Origin of the sequence: Citreicella sp. C3M06 (assembly GCF_018860705.1) — a bacterium.
Classification (GTDB): Bacteria; Pseudomonadota; Alphaproteobacteria; order Rhodobacterales; family Rhodobacteraceae; genus Salipiger.
The window spans coordinates 1-2,728 of sequence record NZ_JAHKQA010000068.1; the positions used below are offsets into that span (position 1 = coordinate 1).

Here is a 2,728-nt window from a genome sequence, read left to right on the forward strand (position 1 = left end):
AAAACCGGGGCGGTTCAGAGTTCCAGCGGAAGATGTTCCTGCGCAAGTGGCGCCTCAAGTGCCGCGCGGTCGCCGACAGCCTGGAAGAAGCGGTCGAGCGGCTCCTCAGCTTCACCCGGCTCGATCCGTCGCAATGGAAATCGGCCCGCACCACCAACGCGATAGAGCGACTGAACGAGGAATTCCGCCGCCGGATCAAGACACAGACCGTGCTGCCCTGCGCCGAGACGGCGCCGATGCTGCTCTGGGCGCTGTTGGCCTCTGGCCAGATCCAAATGCTCAAGGTTGACGGATGCGAAACCTTCTCTCAGGCCCTCGAGCCGATGTCCCTGGACCTCGCTGCCTAAACGGAGCCAAATTCACGTGCCCGGGGAACGACCTCTGGCAATTCCCACAGCATTTGCGACACGACCCCCGGTTTTGGGCGATGGCTGCGTGACCGGCGAAAAGGTTGTCCTTGCGCCTATGGCGATTGGCCGGATGGTGCGTCCGACGGTGTTGTTGCCCATCTCGATCCGCCCGTCGGAGAGAAACAGGATCAGCCCGTCACAGTATTTTGCGTTGTATTAGAGCGCCTCTCTGGTCGTGAACGGCCCAAAGACCTGTGCTCTGGCCTGTTCCAGCCAGATATTGAACACCGCGATCATCGGAACGGATTTATCCTGCTGGACGGCCAGCCTCTGAGAGGCGGTCAAGCTGCGGATCCGCGTTTCGACACGATAAATTGCCGTGATCTGCCGAGCCCCTCCTGCGCAATCGGCGCTGCGCTGTTTTTGGTTCGCTCGAACAGCTTACGACGGGCATACGCCCAGCAGACGTCGCCTGCCGCTTTGGGACAATCAGCCGGCCGTAGCCAGTATAGCCAGCGACCTGCAGGATGCCGTCAAAGCCCTTCAAAATATCCGCGGCGTGTTTGCCGGATCGCCCCGGCGCATAAGTGAACGCCGCGCCGGGTGGGTCTTCTCCATCCCATGCTCGGCATCGGCCCATCATGACCCAGAGGGGTACGATCTTCCCCCGCCATCACGCCGATTGGCGCGATCCGCGTAATAGTTCCCATCAGGCATCGGGAACTGTCGAAATCATAAAGCAAGAGCGGAGTAGGTGACGGCGTTGTCGAGCAGCAAGCGTTGGAACTGCGAACCCTGATCGGAACAATGCAAAAGCGCGTCAGGCTTGTCGCGGCGCCAGACGGCCATCCACTGCCCGGCAGAGCATCTGCCTTGCAGATGTCCCGCAAGGGATCAGCGCGTCCATGATCAGCGAGGCGTCCCGGTCCGACTGCGTCGACCAACCGACGGCGCGCCGGGAGAAAGGGTCGAGCACGACCGAGACGTAATAGCCCGGCCGGGACACGCCCAGAGCGACGCGCATCCAGCTCGCTGGCCAGATATACCGACGCTTCGCAACGAGTGCGAACACCATGGCGCGTCCCGCGCGAATTAGGCGTTCGACCATCATCCTCGGACCGACGGCGGAAATGGTCTCACCCTTTTTCAGTATGCTTGAGCTTGGCGACCTCTTTCTTCAGAATTGCGATCTCGGCAAGATCAGCGCGCTGCTGGCCATTGCCAGAGAACGCCTTGGGTGGCTGGCGCCGTCGCTTCACGGTAAGCCGCGCCTTGATCCTACGTTACTTCTGATGACTTTGGCTGCGAGGTGATCTCCATCTTATGATGGGGAGTGCGTTTCGCAATGTGCGCTACAAATTCGTTTCTCAAATCGCTGGGCGTCGAGATTTACGCGTCGGGTGATCGGCGGTGGCCGGATGAGGCCAAGGCCTTGGCCGTCGCGATGACCTTGGGGGTTGGTGCGACGGTGAATGCCGTGGCGGAGCGGTTTGGCATTCTGCCCAATCAACTCTCGGCATGGCGACGTGAAGCGAGACAGGGCAAGCTCGTGCTGCCTGCGGCAGAAGTCGAGGACCCTGTCTTTGCGCCTCTCGTCGTCTGCGAGGTCGCCCAGCAAGAAGCGCGTCCGGAGGATGCATCGCAGGCGGCGACGGTCCGGATTGTCCGGGGGTCGGTCGTCGTCGAGCTCGCGCAGGATGCGCCCGCGGCCCGCATCGCGGAGATCGTCCATGCGCTCGAGGCGCATCCATGCTGATGCCCTCGCAAGGATTGCGGATCCTGGTGGCGACGAAGCCTCCCTCTCGGGACCTTGCCGTTGGCAAGGCCCTGCCGGGCAGTGGTGGACTTCCGCAAAGGCCATGACGGCCTCGCGGCGCTGGTCCAGCCGACACTGGCCGAGGATCTGTTCACCGGAACGGTCTTTGTCTTTCGCTCGAAGCGCGCCGACCGGTTGAAGATCCTGTTCTGGGGCGGCAGCGGGCTGGTGATGGCCTACAAGCGCCTGGAGGAAAGCACCTTCACCTGGCCGGCAATCCGCTACGGGGCGATGACCCTGAACCGCGCGCAGTTCGAAGCCCTGTTTGCCGGCCTGGACTGGCGCCGGGTGCGGTCGCTGGAGGTGCGCCGTCCGGCTGTGGCAGAGTGACTCGGACTATTGAATAACCGGGCATCGGCGCCCCGGGCCCGGTATAACCCAGCCATGCCCGACGCCCCGCCCATCGACCTGTCCGCGACCCCTGAGAGCCAGCGCGCCGCCGTTCTGGCGGTGCTGCAGGAAAACGGCGCCCTGAAGGACGCCAACCGGCGGCTCGAGCATCTCGTGGCCAAGTTGAACCATATCGTGCATGGCAAACGGTCCGAGAAGCTGAGTGATGACG

At 62.8% G+C, this 2,728-nt stretch carries 6 protein-coding genes and 1 pseudogene; 4 read left to right on the forward strand and 3 right to left on the reverse strand.

Annotated features, from left to right (window positions below):
• On the forward strand, window positions 1-347 hold a 347-nt coding region (locus tag KO516_RS14505; protein WP_216004501.1), incomplete at its 5' end, for a transposase.
• A 12-nt stretch (window positions 348-359) separates the two neighbouring features.
• On the opposite strand, the pseudogene KO516_RS24645 reads toward KO516_RS14505, so the two are convergent.
• The 3 genes and pseudogenes from KO516_RS24645 to KO516_RS14520 form a co-directional block, all read right to left on the reverse strand.
• A pseudogene (locus KO516_RS24645) lies at window positions 360-734 on the reverse strand (transposase).
• On the reverse strand, window positions 658-993 hold the full coding sequence (locus tag KO516_RS14515) for a transposase (protein ID WP_216004502.1): 336 nt from the start codon (window positions 991-993) through the stop codon (window positions 658-660). The pseudogene KO516_RS24645 and the gene KO516_RS14515 overlap by 77 nt, the downstream one beginning before the upstream one ends.
• Window positions 994-1,170: 177 nt before the next feature.
• Window positions 1,171-1,425, reverse strand: a complete 255-nt coding sequence (locus KO516_RS14520) for a hypothetical protein (RefSeq protein WP_216004503.1) — start codon at window positions 1,423-1,425, stop codon at window positions 1,171-1,173.
• Between KO516_RS14520 and KO516_RS14525 the strand changes: the two genes are divergently transcribed.
• The 3 genes from KO516_RS14525 (at window position 1,424) to tnpB (ending at window position 2,496) form a co-directional block, all read left to right on the forward strand.
• Window positions 1,424-1,663, forward strand: coding sequence for a hypothetical protein (locus tag KO516_RS14525; RefSeq protein WP_216004504.1), 240 nt, complete (start codon window positions 1,424-1,426; stop codon window positions 1,661-1,663). The two genes, KO516_RS14520 and KO516_RS14525, sit on opposite strands and share 2 nt — an antisense overlap.
• A gap of 20 nt (window positions 1,664-1,683) precedes the next feature.
• Window positions 1,684-2,106, forward strand: coding sequence for a transposase (locus tag KO516_RS24785; protein WP_371742089.1), 423 nt, complete (start codon window positions 1,684-1,686; stop codon window positions 2,104-2,106).
• A gap of 81 nt (window positions 2,107-2,187) precedes the next feature.
• The gene (tnpB, locus tag KO516_RS14535; protein ID WP_216004505.1) at window positions 2,188-2,496 is read left to right on the forward strand and encodes an IS66 family insertion sequence element accessory protein TnpB; all 309 of its coding nucleotides are present in this window, start codon (window positions 2,188-2,190) and stop codon (window positions 2,494-2,496) included.
• The last annotated feature ends 232 nt before the right edge of the window (window positions 2,497-2,728 follow it).

What these genes read in the sequence shown, in the direction of transcription:
- KO516_RS14515 (WP_216004502.1), bottom strand. Translation starts at nt 993, where the DNA reads ATGATGGGCCGATGCCGAGCATGGGATGGAGAAGACCCACCCGGCGCG.
- KO516_RS14525 (WP_216004504.1), top strand. Translation starts at nt 1,424, where the DNA reads ATGGCGCGTCCCGCGCGAATTAGGCGTTCGACCATCATCCTCGGACCG.
- KO516_RS14520 (WP_216004503.1), bottom strand. Translation starts at nt 1,425, where the DNA reads ATGGTGTTCGCACTCGTTGCGAAGCGTCGGTATATCTGGCCAGCGAGC.